Annotated in this window: 20 protein-coding genes and 3 tRNA genes; 9 read left to right on the forward strand and 14 right to left on the reverse strand. The window is 56.2% G+C overall.

Annotation, left to right across the window (positions count from 1 at the left end; translation table 11 throughout):
• Window positions 1–96: 96 nt before the first annotated feature.
• Window positions 97–843 carry a transporter substrate-binding domain-containing protein gene (locus GWQ29_RS00255; protein ID WP_275918511.1) on the forward strand — a complete coding sequence of 249 codons (747 nt, stop codon included), beginning with the start codon at window positions 97–99 and terminating at the stop codon, window positions 841–843.
• Between the two features lie 218 nt (window positions 844–1061).
• Here the strand turns inward: GWQ29_RS00255 and GWQ29_RS00260 are convergent, their stop codons facing one another.
• Window positions 1062–2075 (reverse strand): GGDEF domain-containing protein, encoded by a 1014-nt coding sequence (locus GWQ29_RS00260; protein ID WP_275918512.1) that lies wholly within the window; start codon window positions 2073–2075, stop codon window positions 1062–1064.
• A gap of 702 nt (window positions 2076–2777) precedes the next feature.
• Window positions 2778–3086, reverse strand: coding sequence for a hypothetical protein (locus GWQ29_RS00265; protein WP_125601823.1), 309 nt, complete (start codon window positions 3084–3086; stop codon window positions 2778–2780).
• 931 nt (window positions 3087–4017) lie between these two features.
• Here GWQ29_RS00265 and GWQ29_RS00270 point away from each other — a divergent pair.
• Entirely contained in the window at window positions 4018–5040 is a 1023-nt protein-coding gene (locus GWQ29_RS00270; protein WP_275918513.1) for an SIR2 family protein, read from the forward strand.
• 8 nt (window positions 5041–5048) lie between these two features.
• Entirely contained in the window at window positions 5049–6776 is a 1728-nt protein-coding gene (locus tag GWQ29_RS00275) for an ATP-binding protein (RefSeq protein ID WP_275918514.1), read from the forward strand.
• A gap of 563 nt (window positions 6777–7339) precedes the next feature.
• Here the strand turns inward: GWQ29_RS00275 and cysS are convergent.
• Complete coding sequence (gene cysS, locus GWQ29_RS00280) at window positions 7340–8716, reverse strand: cysteine--tRNA ligase (RefSeq protein WP_275918515.1); 1377 nt, start codon at window positions 8714–8716, stop codon at window positions 7340–7342.
• Window positions 8717–8907: 191 nt separating this feature from the next.
• On the opposite strand from cysS, the gene GWQ29_RS00285 reads away from it, so the two are divergent.
• The 5 genes from GWQ29_RS00285 to GWQ29_RS00305 all read left to right on the forward strand — a co-directional run bounded on the left by GWQ29_RS00285 (window position 8908) and on the right by GWQ29_RS00305 (window position 11506).
• Entirely contained in the window at window positions 8908–9405 is a 498-nt protein-coding gene (locus GWQ29_RS00285; RefSeq protein WP_059113897.1) for a peptidylprolyl isomerase, read from the forward strand.
• On the forward strand, window positions 9395–10105 hold the full coding sequence (locus GWQ29_RS00290) for a DUF4269 domain-containing protein (protein WP_275918516.1): 711 nt from the start codon (window positions 9395–9397) through the stop codon (window positions 10103–10105). The genes GWQ29_RS00285 and GWQ29_RS00290 overlap by 11 nt, the downstream gene beginning before the upstream one ends.
• Window positions 10102–10866, forward strand: a complete 765-nt coding sequence (locus tag GWQ29_RS00295; RefSeq protein WP_275918517.1) for a UDP-2,3-diacylglucosamine diphosphatase — start codon at window positions 10102–10104, stop codon at window positions 10864–10866. The genes GWQ29_RS00290 and GWQ29_RS00295 overlap by 4 nt, the downstream gene beginning before the upstream one ends.
• 80 nt (window positions 10867–10946) lie before the next feature.
• Complete coding sequence (locus tag GWQ29_RS00300) at window positions 10947–11195, forward strand: GlsB/YeaQ/YmgE family stress response membrane protein (protein ID WP_017413027.1); 249 nt, start codon at window positions 10947–10949, stop codon at window positions 11193–11195.
• Window positions 11196–11329: 134 nt separating this feature from the next.
• Window positions 11330–11506, forward strand: a complete 177-nt coding sequence (locus tag GWQ29_RS00305; RefSeq protein WP_005314534.1) for a DUF3606 domain-containing protein — start codon at window positions 11330–11332, stop codon at window positions 11504–11506.
• A 153-nt stretch (window positions 11507–11659) separates the two neighbouring features.
• On the opposite strand, the gene GWQ29_RS00310 is transcribed toward GWQ29_RS00305, so the two are convergent.
• Window positions 11660–12433 (reverse strand): glucose 1-dehydrogenase, encoded by a 774-nt coding sequence (locus tag GWQ29_RS00310; RefSeq protein WP_275909768.1) that lies wholly within the window; start codon window positions 12431–12433, stop codon window positions 11660–11662.
• Window positions 12434–12553: 120 nt separating this feature from the next.
• Between GWQ29_RS00310 and GWQ29_RS00315 the strand changes: the two genes are divergently transcribed.
• On the forward strand, window positions 12554–13450 hold the full coding sequence (locus GWQ29_RS00315) for a LysR family transcriptional regulator (RefSeq protein WP_275909769.1): 897 nt from the start codon (window positions 12554–12556) through the stop codon (window positions 13448–13450).
• Window positions 13451–13777: 327 nt separating this feature from the next.
• Here GWQ29_RS00315 and GWQ29_RS00320 read toward each other — a convergent pair.
• From GWQ29_RS00320 to msbA, 10 genes are all read right to left on the reverse strand, one after another.
• Window positions 13778–13864, reverse strand: a tRNA-Leu gene (locus tag GWQ29_RS00320).
• Window positions 13865–13905: 41 nt separating this feature from the next.
• Window positions 13906–13979, reverse strand: a tRNA-Cys gene (locus GWQ29_RS00325).
• Between the two features lie 35 nt (window positions 13980–14014).
• A tRNA-Gly gene (locus tag GWQ29_RS00330) sits at window positions 14015–14090 on the reverse strand.
• Window positions 14091–14273: 183 nt separating this feature from the next.
• Window positions 14274–14828, reverse strand: coding sequence for a CDP-diacylglycerol--glycerol-3-phosphate 3-phosphatidyltransferase (gene pgsA / locus GWQ29_RS00335; protein WP_059113890.1), 555 nt, complete (start codon window positions 14826–14828; stop codon window positions 14274–14276).
• Between the two features lie 184 nt (window positions 14829–15012).
• Entirely contained in the window at window positions 15013–16863 is a 1851-nt protein-coding gene (gene uvrC, locus GWQ29_RS00340; protein WP_125729335.1) for an excinuclease ABC subunit UvrC, read from the reverse strand.
• 218 nt (window positions 16864–17081) lie between these two features.
• Window positions 17082–17726, reverse strand: coding sequence for a UvrY/SirA/GacA family response regulator transcription factor (uvrY, locus tag GWQ29_RS00345; protein WP_005320080.1), 645 nt, complete (start codon window positions 17724–17726; stop codon window positions 17082–17084).
• A gap of 213 nt (window positions 17727–17939) precedes the next feature.
• Window positions 17940–18719 carry a 3-deoxy-manno-octulosonate cytidylyltransferase gene (kdsB, locus tag GWQ29_RS00350; protein ID WP_275918518.1) on the reverse strand — a complete coding sequence of 260 codons (780 nt, stop codon included), beginning with the start codon at window positions 18717–18719 and terminating at the stop codon, window positions 17940–17942.
• Window positions 18716–18904 carry a Trm112 family protein gene (locus GWQ29_RS00355; protein WP_005320086.1) on the reverse strand — a complete coding sequence of 63 codons (189 nt, stop codon included), beginning with the start codon at window positions 18902–18904 and terminating at the stop codon, window positions 18716–18718. Before GWQ29_RS00355 ends, kdsB begins: the two co-directional genes overlap by 4 nt.
• Before the next feature lie 142 nt (window positions 18905–19046).
• Window positions 19047–20042: a tetraacyldisaccharide 4'-kinase gene (lpxK, locus tag GWQ29_RS00360; RefSeq protein WP_275918519.1), complete on the reverse strand. Its 996-nt coding sequence runs from the start codon at window positions 20040–20042 to the stop codon at window positions 19047–19049.
• Entirely contained in the window at window positions 20042–21811 is a 1770-nt protein-coding gene (gene msbA, locus GWQ29_RS00365; RefSeq protein ID WP_275918520.1) for a lipid A ABC transporter ATP-binding protein/permease MsbA, read from the reverse strand. Before msbA ends, lpxK begins: the two co-directional genes overlap by 1 nt.
• Between the last annotated feature and the right edge of the window lie 93 nt (window positions 21812–21904).

A 21904-nucleotide genomic window follows, 5' to 3' on the forward strand; every position in this document is an offset into this window, starting at 1 on the left:
CCGCTTGAACCCTTGATTTAGCACCGGTTTTATTGGCGAATTATCGCTATGTGGTAACACTTGAGGATGACAGAGCACCTCATCAGGATGGCCAGCATGAAAAAATGGATTGGATTTGCCGCGCTGCTGTTTGCAGCCATCACCCAGGCCAGCCAGGAACTTGGCAAGCTGCACTACCTCAGCGAAGAGTACAAACCCTATAACTACACAGACAGCGCCGGTACCCCGACCGGCCTCGCCGTCGAACTGCTGCATCAGGTGTGGAAAAAGACCAATACGCCGCCGCAAACCATCACCATCATGCCCTGGGCTCGCGGCTATTACCTGCTGACCCAAAAACCCAATGTGGTGCTGTTCGCCACCGCCCGTACCGAGGCGCGGGAGCCGCTGTTCAAATGGGCATGCCCCATCGGATATGCCGAAATCGTGCTGATAGGGCTGGCCAAGAACCCGCTCACCCTCACCAAGCTTGAAGATGCCCAGCAGCACACCATAGGGGCGGTGCGCGCCGATGTGGGGGAGCAACTGCTGCTCAACAACGGCTTTGACGAGCAAAAAATCATGGCCGCCAACCGCCTGCCCCAGGCACTCAAGATGCTCACCTCCGGCAGGGTCGACTTGATCTCCACCAACAAGACCACACTGATGGATCTCATTGCCTCCCAGCAGCTGGATCCCGCCCAGTTCAAGGTATTCTGGATGTTGAGCTCGGAGCAGTTCTGCTTCGCCTTCAGCCACCCGGTCAGCGACGAGCTGGTCAAGGAGTTCCAGAATGGCCTGACCCAGGTGCTGGCCAGCAGTGAATTTCAGCAGATCCAGCACAAATACTTTCCCGTGCCCTGACCGCATCATGGCGTAAATCGGGGCCCAACAGGGCCCCGATTTATTGCTGGTATAGCGGCAGTGCCGAAGCCAACTGGATCAGCCAGCCGCCGCGATGCAGCCAGGCGTGCCAGCCGCCAACGGGCGAGTCCCCTCCCCTTGTTGCCCCTTCGCAGCCAGCGACCACTGTTGCGGCTTGCATCGAGATCGACAGGTTCGGCAGGTTTGATCCAGACGCCTCAGGATTGGGCGCGACGCTGACGCTTGACCGCATACATGCAGGCATCTGCCTGGCGCAGCGCATCGTCAATGCTGATGCTGGCCGGATCGACGGCCACCACCCCCACGCTGGCGCCGGGATAGTTCAGCACCTGGGACGCCAGGGGCAATTGAACCTGGCTCTGCGCGAACAGGCGGCGCTGAAAAGAGTGCACAGCAGCCTCGACCGTCTCCTCACCGCTCAGTGGCCCCATACCCACGGCAACGAATTCGTCCCCGCCAACCCGCGCCAGCAGATCGCCGCTGCGCAGGGCCCCCGCCAGCTGCTGCGCCATGGTTTGCAGCAGCAGATCGCCAGCATCATGACCATGGGTGTCGTTGATCGCCTTGAAGCCGTCGAGATCGATAAAAGAGATCAGCAGGGGATGTCCGGTACGTTTCAACAGCGAAAACAGCCGATGAAGTTCCAGCATCAGCGCCCGACGATTGGGCAGGCCGGTCAGGGGATCGCTCAATGCCTGGCGCGACAGCTCGTTGTTGGCCTGTTGCAGTTGCTGCAGCAACTGCTCCCGCTCCACATGCTCGGCAATCAGCCGGGCGAAAAAGGCGATCAGATGCTCAGAACCTGTCACCAGGGGTTTGTGCTCGGCGCTGGCGCCGCACAGGGTGCCATAGAGTGAACCGGAAGAGGTCCGCACCGGACTGCTCATATAGGTGCGGATCCCCATCGCCCTGGCCGCTGCCGAATCACCCCAGCAGTCGGCAACGTCGGCGGCATACAGTCGCCCTTCATCGAGCGCCCGTCGACACAGGGTATCGCTCCAGTCAACGCTTACCCCTTCCGGGATCTGCAAGGCGGCACTATTACGGGCATACAGGATATGTTGTGCGCTCTGTTCGAGGTCGATTTGCGTCAGATAGGTCGACTCCAGTCCAGTGACAGTCTCGAGCATTTCAAGGAGAGGGCGGGTCAGGCTCTCCAGATCCCGCGCCGCTGTCACTTGCACTGACAGAGCCTGCAATATTGTGTCCATGCACACCTCTTAGCTTGCATGTCTTGTCCTGAAACGATAGCCAACCCCAGAGCCCCTCCACAAGCAAGCAGGGGGCCAATCAGGCAAAATACCGCCATTTTTATCCCGGCAGTCGATGGACGGCACTCAGGCGAGTCACCTGATCGGCGGCGGCGCCGATCCGGCTGCTGCCACAGCGGCCCAAGGGGCTCCCGGCTCGCAACCCCAGACTTTCTCACCCGGATCGTGGCTCGACCTTTCCCGTTTATTGCCCATCTATCCCGGCCAATCCCCTGCATGGAGGAACCTGCCAAGCCCGGCGACCCCGATTGGCAGCCACCTCGCGGCCATAACTTTGAACTGGCGCAAAAAACCATGCAATTCTGACAGTTGCATCATCAATTCCATGGATTGGGCCGAGATGGCTCCGTAATATGGTGGACGGTGCCTGTTGGCCCCCTTGTTCCCTCTGATGGTCAACAGCGCATTGTGGTAGCGACAGCCAGGGGCGGTAGCAATTATTGCGCAGTCCAGCCGGACTCCCGCGCCTGCGGCGATACGCGGGGACGCTCTCTTCGACGGAGTGTTATCTCAGCGAACAAGAGAGGAATTCAACGCCGGCGTCTGGCCAGGATGCGTGTCGCACGCCCATCACCTGACCACAGGCTGACCGGATGCAGCCGCCGCCAGGCCCAACGCCCGATACGACTCGGGGCTATCAGGTTATTTGACCCGCATCAGGCGATGACGGGTATCGCCCAGCTCGAACTGGATCACCTGGGAGCGCTGCATGGCCTCGACCCGCCGCAGCATATCGGCATCGTATTGCTTGCGCCGCATCCACTGCATGGGCTCCTCGAAGCTGCCTTCATTGACGATAAAGGTATCCGTGTAGGTGTCGTTCACTATGCTGACCACCCAGATGCGCTGCTGAAACTCCGAGAGTTCGGCAAAGAGCGCGGCCCCGCGGGTCGCGAGCCAGCGCCCTGCCCGAGTGATCCTGTTTTTACTGCTGACGAACCGGTTTGCCATAACTGATAAGGGTTGGATAAGAGGAAAGTTCGGCATCCTAGCATCCAGAGGGATGGGGCACCAAGCAACGGGAGTGCGCCTCTCCCACCACGGGATGTGGCGCAGGGTGCAATAAGCCTGTAGGGTCGATTAGCGGAGCGTAATCGTCCGCGGCAACAATCCCCTCTTCCCTTGCGGGAGACAGGTAGGGTGCCAATAAGCGTGTAGGGTCGATTAGCGAAGCGTAATCGTCCGCGGCAACAGTACCCTCTCCCCTTGCGGGAGAAGGTTAGGGTGAGGGGGACTAACATCATTCCACGGCGGAATGTCGCCCAACGTCTGAATGGCATGGCTGCACCATGCAGGACACGAGGGCCCTGCCCTCGACGGGGTTTCGCCGCCGCTGCGCGGCTTGGCGAGTGACTTTGGAAAGACCCAAAGTCACCAAAGGTCTACTCCCCCACTTGTTCGCCCTCCTGCGTCGGGTTCCCTCGGTTCACCCGTTTGTCCTACGACACGCGCCGATGGGCCATCCCTGGCCCAGCGGCGCTCGCTCGGAGTCCTGCCTCGCGGCCTGGACAAACGGGCTCACCTCGGCGAACAACAGGGGGCAACACCCAACCCGCAGCCCCGAGGCCAGTTAACAGCCCCCTTATCTATTCGGGGCAATGTTCGGGAGGGGGGTTATCTCTAATCCGGCCCCTTGTCCCCTTATGGCGAGATCAGATTGCCGCCCCTATGTAACAGGTATCATCGACATGGTTGCATAAGTGAAAAAATCATTGTGAGTACAACAGCAAGCTGCACATATCCCTATCGGGGAATGGTTATATATTGAAGGTCAGATATTGAGTATTTATCTGTGAGACAGCGCGGTCATATCATAATTCAGCAACTTACCTAGCAATAATATTCCAGCAAATTCATTTAAAATAATAAATAAGGTCTAACAATGGGCGATAAGATATTAGATGTCATTTCAAAACAGGCACAGGAATATTATAAAACAACACCTGTAATTATTCTAGGTAGTGGTGCATCAGCTGCATATGGTATGGCTGGCATGTGGGACTTATCTCAGCATTTAACTAAGGCAGTCCCAAAGGGTGATTTATCGCCTGCTGAATTATCAGCATGGGAGGCTTTTTGTAAACTATTAAACGAGGGTACTGATCTTGAAAGTGCATTACATCAGATTACTTTATCTGATGCATTAACCAAAAAAGTAGTTTTAGCTATATGGTCACTTCTCGTACCACAAGATTTAGCTATCTTCGAAAAATCGCTTAATAATACAAGTCTATTCCCACTAGGAAAGCTATTAAAACACATGCTGAGAAGTACAATACCACAGATAAATATAATCACACCTAATTATGATCGACTTGCAGAGTATGCCTGCGAACAAGAATATCTCCACCACTATACTGGCTTCTCACATGGCTATCGTGGAAACTTAGTTAAAAAAGATTATCTAAAGTGCACAAGGCAAGTGAACATATGGAAAGTTCATGGTTCTCTCGGATGGTTTACTAATCATAGTCAAGTTATATGTGCCCTAACTAATGTGAAAGAAATTCCGGATGGCTTGACTCCATTAATTGTTACACCCGGCATAGAAAAGTACAGAAGCACACACAAAGAGCCATATAAAACAACAATCCACGAGGCAGATGACATCATAGACCAAGCATCTTCCTACTTATGTGTTGGCTTTGGATTTAATGACATACATATTCAGGAAAAATTAATAAATCGATGTTCTAAAAACGATGCATCAATTATTGTAGTTACATATAAATTATCTGATCAGGCAAAGAGATTTTTATTTGAAGGAAATTGTGGGCGATACTTAGCCATAGAATCAAGTGATGACAATATTAACAGCAGAGTGTTCAGTTCAGAGCTTCAAGAGCCAGTGGTAATTGATGGTGATTTCTGGTCTCTGGGTGGTTTCATTAAATTAATTATGTAGGAGTTTCAATGACTATTTTTAACTTCTCTGACAGTGATGCCTTAGGTAAGGTATCTTCCGTAGATACGTCAACTGTGATAATTGACATTGACGATTGCGAAAAATTAAAAAGACTACAGGTTAATAGATTAGCCGTTTTACAAAGCAGTAAGCCAGGGCAGCACCTTATAGGCCTTATTAGCCAAGTAACCAGAAAGAAATTAATTACAAACCATGATGAAAGCGAAGATGAGCCTAACGAACAAAACCTTTGTAAGGTTGCACTAATTGGTTCATTACTAGACGCCGAAGGCGTTAAAAGAAATGTATTCAGAAGGACTCTGGAGAGCGTTCCTGAAATTGATGCAAATTGCTTTGCTCTTGAGGGGGAGCACTTAACTGCATTCATGCGAGTTATTTCCCATGCCGAAGTTGATGGGAACTCTTTAGTTTTAGGTAAATATACTCTAGATGAACATGCTGTAGCCTTACTTAATGGAAATAAATTTTTCCAACGCCATGCTTTCATAGGTGGTAGTACGGGAGCAGGAAAGTCTTGGACAACTGCAAAAATAATCGAGCAAGTTGCTGAATTAAAAAGTGCAAACGCAATAATTTTTGATTTGCATGGTGAATACTCGCCGCTAAAACACAATGGGATAAAGCATTATAAAATCGCAGGGCCAAGTGATGTAGATTTAGGAAAAAATATATCTGATGGAGCTATATATCTACCATATTGGCTCTTGTCTTACGAAGCACTGGTATCATTATTCGTTGACAGGAGTGACCAGAATGCGCCAAACCAAGCAATGATAATATCAAGGGAAATAAATGCTGCAAAGGCAAGGTATTTAAAAGCTGGCAAATACAACGATGTATTAAATAATTTCACAATCGATAGCCCAGTTCCATTTGATCTGTCATCATTACTGAATAGCCTTAATGAAATTAACGTTGAGCAAGTTGAAGGGGCAAGGGCAGGAACCACTAGAGTAGGTGAGTTTAATGGAAAATTAAGCCGAATGATCTCTAGATTAGAGAACAAAACCTCTGATAGGCGGTTAGGATTTCTCTTCCAAGGAAATTCCGAAACATTGCAATTTAATTATCTTGAACGATTGGCTACATGCTTATTAGGGAGCACTGTAGAAAATGGGCATGGCGGCGTTAAAATCATTGATTTCTCAGAAGTCCCATCTGACGTCCTACCGCTAATAGTATCATTAGTGGCAAGATTAGCATTTTCCATTCAGCAATGGACCTCGTCAGAAAAAAGACACCCAATAGCGTTAATGTGCGATGAGGCTCACCTATACATACCGAACAGAAACATTGCTGACTCTGCTGATGAAATATCAATTAAAATATTTGAGCGAATTGCAAAAGAAGGGAGGAAATATGGACTAAGCCTTGTCGTAATTAGTCAACGACCATCAGAAGTAAACAAAACTATTCTTAGTCAATGTAGTAATTTCGTAGCAATGCGACTAACGAATTCAGATGATCAGTCTGTAATCAAAAAGTTACTTCCTGATAGTCTTGGCGGATTTAGTGATATTTTACCTACATTAGATACTGGTGAGGCTTTAGTTGTCGGTGATGCGAGCTTGTTACCTAGCCGCATTCGCATAGATGAACCTATTAACAAACCGAATAGTGGTACTATAGCATTTTGGCAAGAATGGCAAAAAGATGTTTCTCCTTCACGTCTCGAAACTGCCGTTGATAACTGGCGGAAACAAAAATTAAATTAATTTCTGTCATCCAACAAATAAAAACCGCAGCCTTGAGCTGCGGTTTTTATTTGTATTTCTCAGACACTTTTTACCCAAACCAAAAGGCTATTTCGCCAACCCCTTGCCCTGCTCTCCCCCTGCGGCCGGATAGGCGGTCAATATTAAAACTAAAGCCACTGGCGGGCACGGTATTGGTTCCCCCTGCAAACCGCCGAGTCGAGAGTTCAACGGGTCAGGAGCGCCATCAGGGATGATGGCGCAGCCGCAGCCGGCACAGGGATGTGCCGTCTGCGGCGCTCCGTCCGACCCGTTGGACGAGACGAGGGAACCTGCGAAGCGGGCGGTTTGCCGGGGGAAAAGACTTTTGGTGACTTTTGGTCTTTCAAAAGTCACTCGCCCCAGCCCGAAGGGCGGGCGAAACCCCTTCGAGGGCAAGGCCCTCGCGTCCTGCATGGCGAAGCCATGCCAATCAGGAGAGAGGGAAGGTGCCAGCCCTCAGACAGGCCACAAAAAAAACCGCAGCCCTAAAGGCTGCGGTTTTTTATTGGGTCAAGCTGTTGGCACCAACAGGGCAAACGCCCTTAGGCACGGCGCCAGCTGGTTTTGCCGGCGCTGTCTTCCAGCACTATGCCCATCTCGGTGAGACGGTTGCGAGCGGCGTCGGCGGCGGCCCAGTTCTTGTCGGCACGGGCCTGATTGCGCTGGGCGATCAGTTGCTCTATCTCGGCCACTTCGTCATCGGCGTCATTGCCCTTGAGGAAGGCGTCCGGATCCTGTTGCAGGATGCCGAGCACGGCGCCCAGTTCGCGCAGACGGGCACCCAGACCTGCGGCCACGCTCATGTCTTCCGCTTTCTGGCGGTTGATCTCGCGCACCAGATCGAACAGGGCGGAATAGGCTTCCGGGGTGTTGAAGTCGTCGTCCATGGCCTCCTTGAAGCGGGCCACCTGCTCGTCACCACCGGCGGCAGCAGCCACCGGCAGATCGCGCAGGGCTGTGTACATGCGCTCCAGGGCAGCGCGAGCTTGCTTCAAGTTATCTTCCGAGTAGTTGAGCTGGCTGCGGTAGTGGCCGGACATCAGGAAGTAACGCACGCTCTCGGCATCGTAGTGGGCCAAGACGTCTCGGATGGTGAAGAAGTTGCCAAGGGATTTGGACATCTTCTCTTTATCTACCATCACCATGCCGCTGTGCATCCAGGTGTTGACGTAGTCGCCACCGTGGGCGCAGCAGGACTGGGCAATCTCGTTCTCGTGGTGCGGGAACTGCAGATCGGAACCGCCACCGTGGATGTCGAAGTGGTTGCCAAGGTGCTTGGAGTTCATGGCGGAGCACTCTATGTGCCAGCCAGGACGACCCGGGCCCCAGGGGCTTTCCCAGGTCGGCTCGCCGGGCTTGGACATCTTCCACAGCACGAAGTCGAGCGGGTTGCGCTTGGCATCCACCACGCCGACCCGGGCACCGGCTTGCAGCTGCTCCAGATCCTGGCCCGAGAGCTTGCCGTAGTCGGCGTAGGAGTCGACGATGAACATGACATCGCCGTTGTCGGCCACGTAGGCGTGATCCTGCGCGATCAGGCTCTCTACCAGTTCGATGATTTCACTGATGTGCTGGGTAGCGCGGGGCTCGACGTCCGGGCGCACCATGCCGAGGGCATCAAAATCCTGGTGCATGTCGCCGATCAGGCGCTCGGTCAGATCGTCACAGGTGACGTTGGTCTCGGCGGCGCGCTTGATGATCTTGTCATCCACGTCGGTGACGTTGCGCACATAGTTGAGCTGATAACCGCAGTAACGCAGGTAACGGGCCACCACGTCGAAGGCGACGAAGGTGCGACCGTGGCCGATATGACAGTGATCGTAGATAGTGACGCCACACACATACATGCCCACCTTGCCCGGGTGGATAGGTTTGAATTCTTCTTTTTGACGAGTGAGTGTGTTGTATATCTTCAGCATCTTATGACCACTGCCTGTGAGTAAAATGGCCTGCCATTCTACCCGCATCCGGTGGAGAAAACGAGGCAGAAAACAGGCCGGATCCTGCGTGCCATCTATGCCGCAGCCCCTTGATGGGCTAGAATTGCCACCACTTTATGCCATAGCCGCGAGCCACCTTCGCGCCCGCGCCACATTTGAAAGGACATATCATGGTTACTCTGCACACCAACCACGGCGACATCACCCTCACCCTGAACGCCGAAAAAGCCCCGGAAACCGTGGCCAACTTCCTGCAATACTGCCGTGACGGTCACTACGACAACACCATTTTCCACCGTGTCATCGACGGCTTCATGATCCAGGGCGGCGGCTATGCCCCCGGTTTTGAAGAGAAAGAGACTCGCGCTCCCATCAAGAACGAAGCGGCCAACGGCCTGTCCAACAAGGTCGGCACCGTCGCCATGGCCCGTACCATGGAGCCGCACTCTGCCAGTGCCCAGTTCTTCATCAACGTGAGCAACAACGACTTCCTCGACTTCAAATCCGCCACCACCCAGGGCTTCGGCTACTGCGTATTTGGTGAAGTGACCGCCGGCATGGACGTGGTCAACAAGATCAAAGCCGTCAAGACCGGCAACTCCGGCCGCATGCACCAGGATGTACCGGTAGAAGATGTGGTGATCACCAAGGTGACCCTTGCAGACTGATCTCTGCCTTCTGCGAGATGAACTGACTGCGGCCCCGGCCGCAGTTTTTCCATCTGCGCGCTTGACCGCCGGCCCGAACTGGCGCCGCCTCGACTATCTGGCCCGGGGCAATCCTCGCCAGCGCGCGGCCCATGCCCTGCTGAACGACACCCCCCTGTGGGGTGAGTTGCAGAGCCTGTGTCTGGATGTGGCGCTGGTGAGCACCCTGGCCATAGGGCTCGACCGGCCAGGCAGCGATCTCGACATCCTCTGCCAGCATAGCGATCCCGCCGCCCTTGCCGACCTGTTCGCCCAACGTCAGTGGCAGAGCCGCGCCCTTGGCAGCGACATCTGGCTGCTGGAGCAGACCCTGATCGATGGTGAGGGCACCCCCTGGCCCATCGAGCTCTATGTGACCCCGGCGCGGGTCGATACCCTCAACGGCTGGCGCCACCTCAGCCTGATGGCCGCCTTGATAGAACACTTTGGCCACGACTTTTACCAGACACTGCGCACCTTGCGCCTGCAACAAGGGCTGAAAGGGGAAGCGGCCATCTGCCGCCTGCTGAAGTTGCCCGGCGACCCTTATCAGGCGCTGTTGACGCTGGAGGGGCGTGACCTTGACCAGCTTGACTGGCAGCCTCAGGCACAGGCACCCTCTGCTCAGCCAGCCACTTTTTCCAGCCATACAGTTATCAGGGCCCCTTGCACACCATCATGAGCACCCTCTTTATCAGTGACATTCACCTGTGCAGCGATCGGCCCGACATGACGGCCGCCCTGGTGCGCTTTCTGGAGCGCGACGCTCCCGGTGCCGATACCCTCTATGTGCTGGGGGATCTGTTTGAATTCTGGATTGGCGACGATGACCCCAATCCGCTTCATCACGCCATCGCCGATGCCTTTGCAGCCCTGCGCCAGCGCGGCGTGCCCATCTACTTTATCCACGGCAACCGCGACTTTCTGCTGGGCCGGCAGTTTGCCAAGCGATCAGGCATGACACTGCTGGCTGATCCTAGCGTGATCGACCTCTATGGGGAGCGGGTGCTGCTGAGCCACGGCGATCTGCTCTGCACCCTGGATCTGGGCTATCAGAAACTTCGCCGCATCACCCAGCTCAAATGGCTGCGCTGGCTCTTCTTGCGCCTGCCCCTCACTCATCGCCTTGCCATCGCCTGCAAGATGCGTGGCCAAAGCCAGATGGAAAATGTTCAAAAGAGCCAGACCATCATGGATGTGACGCCAGCGGCGGTGGACGCACTGCTGCGCCAGCACGGCTGCCGGATGCTGATCCATGGTCACACCCACAGACCCGCCATTCACGATTTCACGCTCGACGGTCAAGCTGCCCGCCGTATTGTGCTGGGAGACTGGTTCGAGCAGGGATCCGTGCTGGTATGCCGCCCGGGCGAACAGCGGCTGGAGCAGCGCTCCTTGTCATCGCTCAATCCTGCCGGGGCCCATGAGTCCGACAATCTGTGACCAGCCGACCATCGCCAGCCCTTCGCACCGTCGCCCCCTCCCCTATAATGTGAGCTCACATAGATAACGAGGAGTTGGCCATGGGATTTATCACCTGGATCGTGTTGGGGCTGTTGGTGGGTATTCTGGCGAAGTGGATCATGCCGGGCCGTGATGGCGGCGGCTTTTTCATGACGGTACTGCTGGGGATCATCGGCGCCATGGTGGGCGGCTATGTCGGCACCCTGCTGGGCCTGGGCTCAGTGACAGGTTTCAACCTCTCCAGCATCGCCATCGCGACCATGGGGGCACTGATAGTGCTGTTCGTGTTCAACAAGATCCGCAGCTAACCCTCCCCACCCTTATCTTGAACGGGTACAGGGTTGTGTGAAGCTCGTCACCATGCGGAATGGGTATATGGGGGATGATGGCGACCAGGCAGAAACTTCTTTCTCGCCAGCCATTTCCATCAGTTGAGGTTCGTATGCCTGACAACAACACCCTAGCCCATCCCCTTGACGCCAAGAGCATCAACGTCAACGACCCCTATGAGATGAAGCTGTGGATCAAGACCTTCGAGTGCACCGAAGTACAGCTGAAAAGAGCGGTGAAAGCCGTCGGCACCTCGGGCAAGGCCATCCGAAAACACCTCAAGAAGTAGCCATTCGAGAAATGGTAATCCGCTGAAAAAGCCCCGCGAGGGGCTTTTTGCATGGGTCATCGCCATCATGCTCAGTCAGGCGAAGGATCACGGCACGGACACAGGCTCACAGCGGACCAAGGTCGAGCGCATCAGGCCAGCACGCATCCTGGCTTAACGCAATCCGGCAATGGTGAAACCGCCATCGACCAGCAGACTCTGACCTGTGATGAATCGGGCTTCGTCGCTGCACAGCCAGGCAACCACGTCGCCAACATCGTCAGCTCCACCGATACGCCCGGCCGGTGTCAGTCTCACAAAAGGCTTGAGCGTCTCTTCATTCGCCCCCATCCGTTGTGCCATCGGCGTGTTGATGATGCCGGGATTGACGTTATTGATGCGGATGCCATGAGGGCCGGCTTCCAGCGCAAGGGCGCGGATCATGGCATCCAGCCCGCCCTTGCTGGCGGAATACGCCGCCGAGCCAACACTCGCGCCTTGAGTCAGCCAAGATGACGTATTGACGATAGCGCCACCGCAACCGGCGGCCGTCATCGCTTCCAGCTCATATTTCACTGACAACCAGACCCCTTTCAGATTGGTGGCGATCACGCGATCAAATTCAACTTCCGTCATCTCGCTGATCGGCGCAAACCCCTCCACCCCTGCGTTATTGAAGGCCGCATCAAGGCGCCCAAAATGAGCCAGCGTCATAGCAATCAGCGCCTTCACCTGAGCACTGTCCGTTACGTCTGTTTGCACCGCAAGCGCTTCCCCGCCCTGGGCGCGGATCAAATCGACAGTCTCCAGCAGTTCAAGCTCCCGTCGTCCGGCGACCACGACTCTTGCACCATCACGGACAAACGCCAGCGCCGCTGCCCGACCAATTCCACTTCCGCCCCCCGTAACCAGCGCGACACTATCTTGCAGACGTAATGATTGAAACATCTCTGTACCTCGTTAATGAAAGAACTCGATGGAGGTCAGACTATAGGTGGCTTTATTGTCATGAATAAGCCACTTTATATCGCATGATGTACTGGCCTGTATTCAGCAATGGGAAACGCAGTGCGAACAAATGAATTTGGAGAACTGACTGCATTTGTTGCGGTTGCGGAAGAGAAAAGCTTTCGCAAAGCAGCGGCACGCCTGAATTTGACGGCATCAACGCTCAGCCATTCCCTGCGTGCGCTGGAGGAGCGGCTCGGCGTCAGATTGCTGAACCGTACCACCCGTACCGTTTCGCCGACCCAGGCAGGTCTGGCCCTGCTGGCAGAGATAGCCCCGGCATTCAACGTTATTGCGAATGCCGTCGAGAAAGTAAATGCGTTCAGGGAAAGCCCCCAGGGAAGGGTGCGGATCAACACGCCAAGGATCGCAGCTGACATGATATTTCTGCCGCAGTTGCAGAAATTTTGCCATCAGTATCCTGATGTTCAGCTGGAGCTGGCTACCAACGACGGCTTCGTGGATATCATCAGCCAAGGTTTTGATGCCGGTGTACGCATTCGCAGCGATGTTCAGCAAGATATGAGTGCGGTTCGTCTGACGGCAGATTTCCATTCTGCGGTGTATGGCTCACCGGCGTACTTCGAACGGCACGCCATCCCGCTGACCCCCGCCGATTTACAGCATCACTTGTGCATCGGACGTCGGGAAATCACAGGAGGGTCTTTATACCGCTGGGAATTCGAAAAAGATGGCAGGCAAATCGCGGTTCCGGTTAATGGTCCGGTGACGGTCGACAACGTCAGCATGATGACTCGCCTCGCGCTGGACGGCATAGGACTGGTCTATACAGCGCAAAGCACCGAACACGATGACCTGGTGACAACCGGCCGACTGATACGGGTTCTGGCAGACTGGTCGATCACCTACCCCGGCTTCTTTCTCTATTATCCCGGCCACAGGCAGCTACCTGCGGCACTAAAAGCTGTGATCGATTGCTTCCGCTTGCCGTTTTGAACCGGCACGGAAACAACGTCATATGACACAGTTCAGATTTCCAGTGCGTCAATGCCTTGCGCATAAGCAAAGGTGATGAATAGATCTGTACAGATAAATGATGTCTGGCCTGGTTGTGAAATCATCAAGGGGCATCCGCCCCCCTTTGTTCTATCTGCCAGCCTGACCGCGCAGAATGCGGCCTTCTGTTAAGTAAGCACGATTAATCGTGGTCGCAGCGCGGTAAAGCATGGAGCACAAGATTCGGGGGGTGATCTCAATGTGGACACTGGGAGGAAAACAAAAAGGCCACTATTGCTAGTGGCCTTCGTAAGTCTTTGATTTTAATGGTGCCCGAGGCCGGAATCGAACCGGCACGACGCGAACGTCGAGGGATTTTAAATCCCTTGTGTCTACCGATTTCACCACTCGGGCACCGCAATCGGTATCAAGTCCGCGTGGCGGGCTTGTCAATATGGAGGCACGTTCCGGAGTCGAACCGGACTAAACGGATTTGCAATCCGCTGCATAACCGCTTTGCTAACGCGCCATGCAAAAGAGAGTTGGCTCTCTATTGTCTGAATTTGGAGCGGGAAACGAGACTCGAACTCGCGACCCCGACCTTGGCAAGGTCGTGCTCTACCAACTGAGCTATTCCCGCATTGGTCTGGCTGACTGCCTGACTACGAGGACGCATTCTAGCGATGTTCCTCGCTCAGTCAACCAAAAATATTTAATACCCTGATCGTTCGGGTGTTTTTTACCCTTTTCCTGCACTTTTACCACTCATGAGCGTTTCCCTGCCCCAACGACAGGGAAACACCGTTTTCTGCCAAGGCAGAAACTAGAAGCGGGAGTGGTAGGTCAGATCGCCCCAGGCCGCTTTCATGTACTGGAACATGGACCAGAAGGTGAGCACGGTCGCCACATACAGCAGCACGTAAGCGAGCCACACCATCCAGATGTCGTATTGCCAGATAAGGCCGGTGAGCGACACCATCTGGATCATGGTCTTCCATTTACCAATCCAGCTGACTGCAACCGCGGAACGCTTGCCAAGTTCAGCCATCCATTCACGCAGGGCCGAGATGATGATCTCGCGGCCAATCATGGTCATGGCGGGGATGGTGACCCAGATGGTGTTGTAGTGTTCGACTATGACCACCAGGGCCGCGGCCACCATGATCTTGTCAGCGACCGGATCGAGGAAGGCACCGAAGGCGGTGGACTGATTCAGCTTGCGGGCGAGATAGCCATCAAACCAGTCGGTCGCAGCCGCAAGAATGAAGACGACAGCCGCCGCCAGATAGGACCACTGGTAGGGAACATAAAACAGGATGACGAAGACGGGGATGAGCAAAATCCGAAAAAACGTCAGCAGGTTAGGAATATTTGTCATTATTTTCAGCCACTTCTTGTATGCCGCTACATGGTAGCCCCAAGCCGATCACGGATGCAACCGGACAGGCGCCCGCCTTGGTCTATTAATCCATCAATAACCTCAGGATGCGGGCCATTATGGCATTTTCAGCCCCCTTGCGTCACGGCTCTTGTGCATCAGGATGCGGGGTTGGGAGCTATGTTCAGAGCGAACGCAGTGCATCGTGGATCGACTGGGCCAGCTCCTGGCTGATACCCGGCACCTTGGCGAGATCGTCCACTCCTGCCTTTTTCACCTCCTGCAAGCCCCCCAGATACTTGAGCAGGGCTTGACGACGTTTGGGCCCAACCCCCGGAATGTCCTCCAGGGTACTGCTAGTACGGGCCTTGGCGCGCCGTGCTCTGTGGCCGGTAATAGCAAAACGGTGGGATTCATCGCGAATATGCTGGATCAGGTGCAAAGCGGGCATATCTGCCGGCAAGTGCAGCTCTTCGTGGCTCTCCCCCATGATCAGGGTCTCCAGCCCCGCCTTGCGGGTTACCCCCTTGGCAATGCCCACCAGCAGCGGGTATTTGCCGCCGAGAAACTCCTGCTGACGGGCCAGGATCTCCTCAGCGCGGCGCAACTGACCCAGGCCGCCGTCGATAAAGAGCACATCCGGCACCTTGTCCGGCTCTTGCTGCTTGCCAAAGCGCCGCTCCAGCACCTGCTCCATGGCAGCGTAGTCATCACCCCCTGTGATGCCGTCGATGTTGAAACGACGATACTCGGAGCTGAGCGGCCCCTCCCGGTTGAACACCACGCAAGAGGCCACGGTGCGCTCCCCCATGGTGTGGGAGATGTCATAACACTCCATGCGGGCGATGGGGCGCTCCAGCTCCAGCAGCTCTTCCAGCTGGCTGAAGCGGGCCGTGGTGGTGCTCTTGTGGGCGAGGCGCGAGCGTAGCGCAGTCTCGGCATTGATGGAGGCGAGCTTGATGAAGCGAGCCCGCTCGGCACGGGTACGGCTCACCACCCGCACCTTGTAACCAGCAGTCTGGCTCAGGGTGTCGGCGATCAGGGTTTCATCCTCGAGGGCGACGTCCAGCAGCACCTCGCTCGGGATCTGCCTGCCCCCCTGTCCCGACAAATAGAACTGCAACAGGAAGGATTGCACCACCTCTTCGAGGGGCGTGTCACTCGGGACCTTGGGGAAGTAGCTGCGCGAGCCGAGCACCTTGCCCTGGCGGATAAAGAGCACATGGATACAGGCTGCGCCCTGCTCGAACGCGACACCGATGACGTCCAGGTCGTCCAGCACGTTGCCGCTCACCGATTGCTGCTCTGTTACCCGGCGCAGCGCCTGGATTTGATCCCGATAGCGGGCCGCTTCTTCGAAGCGCAGATCGCCGCTGGCGGACTCCATCTTGCCTACCAGCTCACCTATCACCTGCTGGTTCTTGCCCGCCAGAAACAGCTTGGCCAGCCCCACCTGCTGGGCATACTCAGCCTCGCTCACCAGACCGGCGACACAAGGACCGGCGCAGCGTTTGAGCTGATAGAGCAGACAGGGGCGGGTGCGGTTGGCATAGACGGCGTCTTCGCACTGGCGCACAGGAAAGATTTTCTGCATCAGGTGCAGGCTCTCGCGCACGGCGCCGCCGGAAGGGTAAGGACCGAAGTACTCCCCTTTAATCTTACGGGCACCGCGATGTACGCCGATGCGGGGGTGCTGGTGCGCCGTGATGATGATCCAGGGGTAAGATTTGTCGTCCCGCAGCAACACGTTGTAACGCGGCTGGTACTGCTTGATGAGGTTGTGCTCGAGGATCAGCGCCTCTGTCTCCGTGTGGGTCACCATGACCTGAATGTCGGCGATCTGGCGCACCAGGGTACGGGTCTTGATGCTGTCGACATTGGTACGAAAATAGGAGGCGAGCCGCTTTTTCAGATCCTTGGCCTTGCCCACATAGATGACGGTACCGCCGCTGTCATACATGCGGTAAACGCCGCTCTGGTGCGTCACGGCACTCAAAAAAGCCTTGCTGTCAAAGAGAGGTTCAGAAGTCGTCATGATGGCTCCGGCAACAGACGTCGATCCGGCGCGTCACGGCACTCAAAAAGGCTTTGCAGTCAAAAAGGGGCTCGGGAGAAAAAGTCATCAGGCTACTCGACTCAACACAAAGGGGCGAAAACGATAGAAGTCAGCATCAACGGGGAGAGCATACTGCGCCAGGCCAGCGAAATGCAAAAAGGCGGCCGGGCCGCCTTTGCTTGCCACACGACAGCCGGTTACAGGGTGTCGGCATCCAGCATGCCATAGCGAATGGCCAGATGGGTCAGCTCCACATCGCCATTGATGTCGAGCTTGCTGAACAGGCGGTAGCGGTAGCTGTTGACCGTCTTGGGGCTCAGGTTCAACTGTTCGGAGATGTCAGTCACCTTCTGTCCCTTGGTGATCATCATCATGATCTGCAGCTCGCGCTCGGAGAGGGACTTGAAGGGATTCTCGTCCGCCGAGGCAAACTGACTGAGGGCCATCTGCTGGGCGATCTCGGGGGAGATGTAACGCTGGCCTGAATGCACCAGGCGAATGGCGTGGATCATCTCATCCGGCGCGGCTCCCTTGGTCAGGTAACCGGCGGCGCCCGCCTGCATCACCTTGGTTGGGAACGGATTTTCTGAATGAATGGTCAGCACTATGATGCGCACATCGGGCCGGATCCGCAGTATCTTGCGGGTCGCCTCCAGGCCGCCGATGCCCGGCATGTTCATGTCCATCAGGATCACATCAGGATGGTGCTGACGGCAAAACGTGACGGCGGTTTCCCCGCTCTGTGCCTCACCCACTACCTTGATCCCGCGGACATCTTCCAAAATGCGTCTTATCCCTGTACGCACCAACTCATGATCATCGACCAGGAATACATTAATCACCCAAACACCCCGTTTTTTATCTCGTTATACGCCAGTTAGGGTTAACACGGCGTCTTGCATCATAACCAAACTCGTTCATTTGGCAAACCATGGGCGGGAAAAGTTTGAAAGTGCTCGTAAATGGTGTTTGTAATCAAATAATTATATAAAGATTCAACACAAAAAACGGTGCCTGCAGGCACCGTTCAGAGGGTCACATTGATTGCGCTGGCATCAGTTCGCCAGCAGTGCGCGTACCTTGTCCAGATCTGCCTGGGTATCCACCCCGACCGGCGGCGCTTGCAGCGCCTGGGCCACGTGGATCTTCTCCCCGTACCAGAGCACCCGCAGTTGCTCCAGGGCTTCGACCTGTTCCAGCACGCTCGGCGCCCAGTCCACGTAACGCTGGATGAAACCGGCGCGATAGGCGTAGATGCCGATGTGACGCTGGTAGTGATCGCCAATCTGCTCGTGGCTCCCAGCAGGGCGATCACTGGCAGCAAAGCGATCCCTGTCCCAGGGAATGCAAGCGCGACTGAAGTAGAGGGCGTAACCATCCTTGTCCGTCACGACCTTGACCGCATTGGGATTGAACGCCTCTTCCGCATCCACAATGGGCACAGAGAGGGTAGCCATGGGCGCCGTCGCCGCGGCCAGATTGTCGGCCACCTGACGAATGATGGCGGGGGGAATGAGCGGCTCATCTCCCTGCACGTTGACCACGATAGTGTCGGCAGAGAAGCCATAGTGACGGCACACTTCCGCCAGTCGCTCGGTACCGGACTGGTGATCCTGCGATGTCATGCACACCTCGACACCGGCTTGCTCGGCAAAAGATGCCAGGGCGCTGTGCACCCGCTCGTCATCGGTGGCGACGATCACCCGATCCGCGCCGGATTGCAGGGCTTTTTCCACCACGTGCTGCACCATGGGCTTGCCATGGATATCTGCCAGCGGCTTGCCCGGCAAACGGGTCGAGGCGTAGCGGGCAGGAATGACCACCACGAAACTCATGACGGCATCTCATCGCTATTGAGCTGGCGAGCACGGTTTTCCAGCAGCACAGGGATCCCCTCTTCCAGCGGATAGGCCAGCTTGTCGAAGCGGCAGACCAGCTCGTGCACGGCCTTGTTGTAATGCAGCTTCCCCTTGCAAACAGGGCAAGCAATGATGTCGAGCAATTTAATGTCCAATGCCAAAATAAACTCCTTCAACGATGTCGAGCGGGCAAGACAACCAGGCCCTTATGATGTCGAGCTATTCAATATTCGATTCCGGGCCGAAATACCCCCCTTCAACCATGTCGAGCGGGTGATATAACCAGGCCCCTATGATGTCGCGTCACAATCCGGAGCCTGAACGCGGCACTGTCAGCAATGGCAGTTTTTGCAGCAAGGTATCGAGCAAGGAGGCCGGCAACTCGGCACTGACCGGCAGATACCACCAGCTATCCAGCGCAAACGTCCGGCACTTGACCGCGTCTTTTTCTGTCATCAGCAACGGACGTTGCCCGAAACGGGCGACCAGCTCATCACGATCAAACGCATGATGATCCCCATAACCAACCTGCTGGTGCAACTCATACCCAAGTCCGGCCAAGGTAGCAAAAAAGCGGGGAGGATGACCTATCCCGGCCAGGGCATCCACCGCACGGGGCAAGGGCTCGGTGGCCTGGGCATCATCCCGCACCCGGCGCGGCACATCGGCCACCAGGCGCATGGCATACTCCCCTTTGGCAGGCTCACCGCCATTGCAGATGATGGCATCGACCCGCTTCAGCCGAGTTACCGGTTCGCGCAATGGCCCCATGGGCAGCAGGCAGGCATTGCCAAAGCGGCGTACCCCATCCACCACCACCAGCTCGATATCGCGGGACAGCCCATAGTGCTGCAGGCCGTCGTCGGTGATGATGATATCCACCTCACCGCTTTGCTCCAGCAGCCGCACCGCATCGGCTCGCTTGGGGGCGACCACCACGGGGCAACCACAGCGCCGGGCGATCAGCACTGGCTCATCCCCCGCCTGCGCGGTCGTGCTGGCGGCATCGAGCCGATAGGGGTAATGGGGCGCCTTGCCACCATAACCACGGCTCACCACTCCGGGCCTGAATCCGCGAGCTTGCAGCTGCTCCACCAGCCAAATCACCACAGGGGTCTTGCCGTTGCCGCCCACCGAGATATTGCCCACCACCACCACAGGGACAGTGGCACGATAGGCTTTGAACCAACCACGCCGATAGGCGAAGCGGCGCGAGCCGCTAAGAATGGCAAACAACAGGGCAAAAGGGGCCAGCAACCAGCGCCAGCCGCTCTTGCCGTACCAGAGTTGCTGCAGCATTAGCCCTTGTTACCCACGGAAGTGTTACCGAACTGGATGGCGCGCAGCTGGGCATATGTCCCCTGGTTGGCCATCAGGGCCTCATGATTGCCACGCTCGACGATATGACCCTCGTCGATCACCAGGATCTCGTCCGCCTTCTCTATGGTGGAGAGACGGTGGGCGATCACCAGGGAGGTGCGCGCCTTGCACAGCTCGTCGATGGCAGCCTGGATGTGACGCTCGGACTCGGTATCGAGTGCCGAGGTCGCCTCATCCAGCAGCAAGACGGGGGCATCGCGCAGCAGGGCGCGGGCGATGGCAATACGCTGACGCTGACCACCGGACAGCGAAGCCCCGTTCTCGCCGACCACGGTATCGTAACCCTGGGTCATCTTGCTGACGAACTCGTCGGCATGGGCGATGCGTGCCGCCTGCTGGATCTCTTCCCGGCTGTAACGCTCTTCCGCCGCATAGGCGATGTTGCTGGCGACCGTGTCGTTGAACAGATGCACGTGCTGGGAGACCAGGGCGTACTGCTTGCGCAGCTCGCTCAGACGGTACTCGCGAATGTTGACGCCATCCAGCAGGATCTCGCCCTGCTCCACGTCGTAAAAACGGGTCAGCAGGCTGGCGATGGTGCTCTTGCCGGAGCCGGAGCGTCCCACCAGGGCCACGGACTTGCCCGCCTCCACCTTGAAGCTGACGTTGTGCAGCGCAGGGGTGTCCTTGGTCGGGTAGGTAAAGGTGACATTGCGAAACTCGATCTCGCCACGGGCACGATCCAGGGTACGGGTACCTGTATCCTCTTCAGGGGTGGAGTCGAGCAGACCAAACAGGCTCTGACAGGCGGTGATGCCGCGCTGGAACTGGTTGTTCACGTCGGTCAGGCTTTTGAGCGGCTTGAGCAGCATCATCATGGAGGTGACCATGACGGTGAAAGTACCGGCTGTCAGGGTCGCCTTGACGCTGTCGATGGTCGCCACGTAAAGGAAGACGGCCAGCGCAACGGAGGCCACCATCTGGACGATGGGGCTGCCGATGGCATCGGCAGCCACCATCTTCATGGTCTGCTGACGCATGTGGTTGCTGACGCGGAAGAAACGTTTCTCTTCGACCTGCTGACCGCCAAACATCAGCACCTCTTTGTGACCCTTGAGCATCTGCTCGGTCGAGGTGGTGATGTCGCCCACCGCCTGCTGTATGTGGCGGCTGATCTTGCGAAAACGGCGGCTGATGAGACCAATGAGGATCCCGACGACCGGGCCTACCACCAGGAAGATCACCGACAACTGCCAGGAGTGCCAGAACATCAGACCGAGCAGACCGATCACGGTCGCCCCTTCCCGCACCAGCGAGACCAGGGTGGAGCTGGCAGCAGAGGAGACCTGACCCGCGTCATAGGTTACCTTGGCCAGCAGGTTGCCGGTGTTCTGGCGGTCGAAGAAACTCATGGGCATGGCCATCAGGTGACTGAACACCTGCTGTTGCAGCCGCATCACCACATGGTTGCCGACCCAGGCCATGCAATAGTTGGAGAGGAAGGTGGCACAGCCACGCAGGGCAACGATGCCAAGCACGAAGAAAGGCATCCACGTCAGCACACTGCTGTCATTGCCATTGAGGCCCTGATCGATCAGCGGCTTGATGGAGTAGACGAAGGTGGTATCCACGGCGGCATAGCCCAGCATCCCTATGATGCCGCCGACCAGACCCAACTTGCGATCCCGGACATAACCGAGCAGACGCTTGAAGACAGGCCAGCTGTCTTGTGAGGTTTCTTGTTGCATGAATAGCCGTTAATAAGGGAAATGACGGGGTATTCTAGCCAAAGCTTGGGCATCCACCAAGCGCCGCCATCTCGATACCCGCAACCCAAGGGG

Origin of the sequence: Aeromonas sp. 2HA2, from assembly GCF_029237345.1 — a bacterium.
GTDB classification, from domain to species: Bacteria; Pseudomonadota; Gammaproteobacteria; order Enterobacterales; family Aeromonadaceae; genus Aeromonas; species Aeromonas salmonicida.

What these genes read in the sequence shown, in the direction of transcription:
- GWQ29_RS00270 (WP_275918513.1), top strand. Translation starts at nt 4,018, where the DNA reads ATGGGCGATAAGATATTAGATGTCATTTCAAAACAGGCACAGGAATAT.
- GWQ29_RS00300 (WP_017413027.1), top strand. Translation starts at nt 10,947, where the DNA reads ATGGGATTTATCACCTGGATCGTGTTGGGGCTGTTGGTGGGTATTCTG.
- GWQ29_RS00285 (WP_059113897.1), top strand. Translation starts at nt 8,908, where the DNA reads ATGGTTACTCTGCACACCAACCACGGCGACATCACCCTCACCCTGAAC.
- msbA (WP_275918520.1), bottom strand. Translation starts at nt 21,811, where the DNA reads ATGCAACAAGAAACCTCACAAGACAGCTGGCCTGTCTTCAAGCGTCTG.
- GWQ29_RS00260 (WP_275918512.1), bottom strand. Translation starts at nt 2,075, where the DNA reads ATGGACACAATATTGCAGGCTCTGTCAGTGCAAGTGACAGCGGCGCGG.
- GWQ29_RS00265 (WP_125601823.1), bottom strand. Translation starts at nt 3,086, where the DNA reads ATGGCAAACCGGTTCGTCAGCAGTAAAAACAGGATCACTCGGGCAGGG.
- pgsA (WP_059113890.1), bottom strand. Translation starts at nt 14,828, where the DNA reads ATGACAAATATTCCTAACCTGCTGACGTTTTTTCGGATTTTGCTCATC.
- lpxK (WP_275918519.1), bottom strand. Translation starts at nt 20,042, where the DNA reads ATGCTGCAGCAACTCTGGTACGGCAAGAGCGGCTGGCGCTGGTTGCTG.
- GWQ29_RS00310 (WP_275909768.1), bottom strand. Translation starts at nt 12,433, where the DNA reads ATGTTTCAATCATTACGTCTGCAAGATAGTGTCGCGCTGGTTACGGGG.
- GWQ29_RS00275 (WP_275918514.1), top strand. Translation starts at nt 5,049, where the DNA reads ATGACTATTTTTAACTTCTCTGACAGTGATGCCTTAGGTAAGGTATCT.
- cysS (WP_275918515.1), bottom strand. Translation starts at nt 8,716, where the DNA reads ATGCTGAAGATATACAACACACTCACTCGTCAAAAAGAAGAATTCAAA.
- GWQ29_RS00295 (WP_275918517.1), top strand. Translation starts at nt 10,102, where the DNA reads ATGAGCACCCTCTTTATCAGTGACATTCACCTGTGCAGCGATCGGCCC.
- GWQ29_RS00305 (WP_005314534.1), top strand. Translation starts at nt 11,330, where the DNA reads ATGCCTGACAACAACACCCTAGCCCATCCCCTTGACGCCAAGAGCATC.
- uvrC (WP_125729335.1), bottom strand. Translation starts at nt 16,863, where the DNA reads ATGACGACTTCTGAACCTCTCTTTGACAGCAAGGCTTTTTTGAGTGCC.
- kdsB (WP_275918518.1), bottom strand. Translation starts at nt 18,719, where the DNA reads ATGAGTTTCGTGGTGGTCATTCCTGCCCGCTACGCCTCGACCCGTTTG.
- GWQ29_RS00255 (WP_275918511.1), top strand. Translation starts at nt 97, where the DNA reads ATGAAAAAATGGATTGGATTTGCCGCGCTGCTGTTTGCAGCCATCACC.